The organism is Paraburkholderia ginsengiterrae (assembly GCF_001645125.1).
GTDB classification, from domain to species: domain Bacteria; phylum Pseudomonadota; class Gammaproteobacteria; order Burkholderiales; family Burkholderiaceae; genus Paraburkholderia; species Paraburkholderia ginsengiterrae.
On record NZ_LXKA01000156.1, the window covers coordinates 1 to 492 of the forward strand.

At 69.1% G+C, this 492-nt stretch carries 1 protein-coding gene; it reads left to right on the forward strand.

The features are described from left to right. Positions 1-190, forward strand: a 190-nt coding sequence (locus A6V37_RS41775; RefSeq protein WP_208607867.1) for a hypothetical protein, incomplete at its 5' end; no start/stop codon positions are given. Between the last annotated feature and the right edge of the window lie 302 nt (positions 191-492).

The window sequence follows — 492 nt, forward strand, 5'->3', positions numbered from 1 at the left end:
CCCCACGACCGGCAAGCACCTGGACTACGCCGCGGTGGTCTTCCCCCAACGCGTGTACAGCAGCCGCAGCCCGGCGGTAATCAGAAACGCCAGCGCGACCCAGCTGATCACGCCTCTAATGCCCGACTCCACGTCGCCGCCCCGTTTCGCAAAGCCGCTGATGTCCCCCTCGACATCCCGAATCGACTAACGCCCGCCAATCAGTCCCACCTTCCCTGCCACCCCGACGTAGTCCAGCCTCTTGCCGTCCGTGCCGCACGGCTCGCGCAACTCCGTCTCGTCCATCGCGCACTCCACGCCCTCCGGCCTGCGCAGATGCCTGAGCGCGCCCGTCGACGCCAGGAAGCCTCGCGCCCGATGCCCGGCATACATTCGCCCCTCGCTCGCATGGCCTCCCACCTTCAACTGCCCCTCCGTGACCGGCCAAGGTTCCCCCCCACCCCCCCTCCACTCGCACTGCCTCGCGTCCTGCCCCGGTCCCCTCCTCCGCAA